Annotated in this window: 1 protein-coding gene; it reads right to left on the reverse strand. The window is 61.4% G+C overall.

The window, feature by feature from the left end; all coding sequences use genetic code 11:
* On the reverse strand, positions 1-1906 hold a 1906-nt coding region (locus tag RMO25_RS05905; RefSeq protein ID WP_309661678.1), incomplete at both ends, for a TonB-dependent receptor.

Raw genomic sequence — 1906 nt, forward strand, 5'->3', positions numbered from 1 at the left:
GCAATTGGAACAGCGCGTTGGTCAGTGCGCGCCCAGCGCTGCCGACGAGGTTCGGGCGAGACTTGGTGCCGACCACCGTGGCGCCGAAATTAATCGAGAGATCGGTTGCGGGCCGAGTGAACACCTCGATTTCGACGCCGCGCTGGGTGCCCGATCCCTGGGCGAAAGCGTCGAATGCAACCTGCAGATAATTCTCGTTGAACATATTCTGCACCCAAAGCTCCAGCGCCCACGCGCGGTCGGGGCCCTGGATGCCGATGCGCCCGTTGAGAACCATATATGCTTTCTGCACTTTTTCCAGGTCGAGATCCGAGCCGGTGTTGAACTTCGATTGGGCGCGCGCATCGATGTAGAACAAGGCGCGCATGCCGCTCGAAGTGATCACAGGATTGAAGCTGAACGAGGCGGTGCCGACGATTGCAGAGCTGTTCGACAAGCGCCGGTCGGGCAATTGGAACAGAGCGTTGGTCAGTGCGCGCCCACCGCTGCCGACGAGGTTCGGGCGATACTTGGTACCGACCACCGTGGCGCCGAAATTAATCGAGAGATCGGTCGCGGGCCGAGTGAACACTTCGATTTCTACGCCGCGGCTGCGCACGCCGCGACGCGTTTTGCCGGTGCACGCGCCGGTGACCGGGCTGTTGTCGGTATCGGCCCCCGCCAGATCTTCCTTACAGCTGTTGATGTTCTCGACGATGAAACGCGTGCCGTCGAACGTGTTGAGCTGGAAATTGTCGAACAACTGATTGAATGCCGCGACATTGATGTCGACCCCGCGGCCGTTGTACTTGGCGCCCAGTTCGAAGGCGTCATTGGTCTCCGGCTCGAAGGTCAAATTGTCGAGGGTGGCGGTGGTGAGAACGGGACCATTGGCCGAGCCCGACACCGACTGGCGCGCAAGGCCGGCACGATCGAGGTTGAACCCGCCGGCCTTATAGCCGCGCGAGAAGCTGGCATAAGTGAGCAGTTGATCGGTCGGCTTCCAGCTTAAAACCACCGTTCCGGAGAGCTTGCTTTCCGATTTCGTCGCCGGTGCGGGCGTGAAGTTGCCGTTGGGGACGGAGGGGTTGAAGCACAGCGCCCGCTGCAGCGTGGCGAGCGGGGCGTTAGCGGCGGAAAGGTTGCTCAGCGTCAGGGCCCGGCACAGCGCATTGTCGTCCTGGAAAGTGGCTTCAACTTCTTTGCGCTCGTGGGTCCAGCGGGCGCCGACGGTGAACTTCAGGCGATCGGTGATGCTGAAGATATTGTGCGTGAACAAGGCATAGTTGGTGCTCTTGTGATGGTATTCATCATTCAGCCCCGCCCCGTTCAGACTCGCGCCGGTCAAGCCGAGATAGGTAATCAGCGAACCATAGCCGGGGCGTAGCGGATTGGCCGTCAGCCCATTTAGGATCGGCTGGTTCTGAAGTAGCGTCGGCAACTGAGCGGCGATCGCGGCAAACGTCGCCGCCTGCAACGGGGTGCGCAGCGCCGGCGGGATTGCGGCAATCGCGTTGTACGTCGCGATAGCGCCGTTTATCTGTGCCGCGGTAGTCTGAAGGACCGCACCGTTCAGGCAGGTGCTATTGGGGTTGGGGCTTGGGGCCAGCGCCGTGGGGAACGAGTTCGCGGCCAACAGGCAATTCTGGAAGCGCTCGTAATCCTGGCCATATTCAAGATTGTCGCGGACCCGCAGCTTCTCGTTGGCGAAATATCCGCCGACCAGCCAGTCCAGCCGGTCGCCCAGGGTTGTGCCCTGAAGGCGGGCTTCCTGAGTGAAGGTGCGATAGCGAGTGGACGAGCCGCCGTCCGGCGCGCGATGCAGGATGTCAAGATTATTGTAGTCAGCGTCGGTTCCGCGAACCCACAGGTTTGAACGGTAGGCGGTGATCGAGGTCAGCTCGGCGCCACCGAAGTCGTAAACGAG

It is taken from the genome of Sphingomonas sp. (assembly GCF_031361285.1).
Classification (GTDB): Bacteria; Pseudomonadota; Alphaproteobacteria; order Sphingomonadales; family Sphingomonadaceae; genus Sphingomicrobium.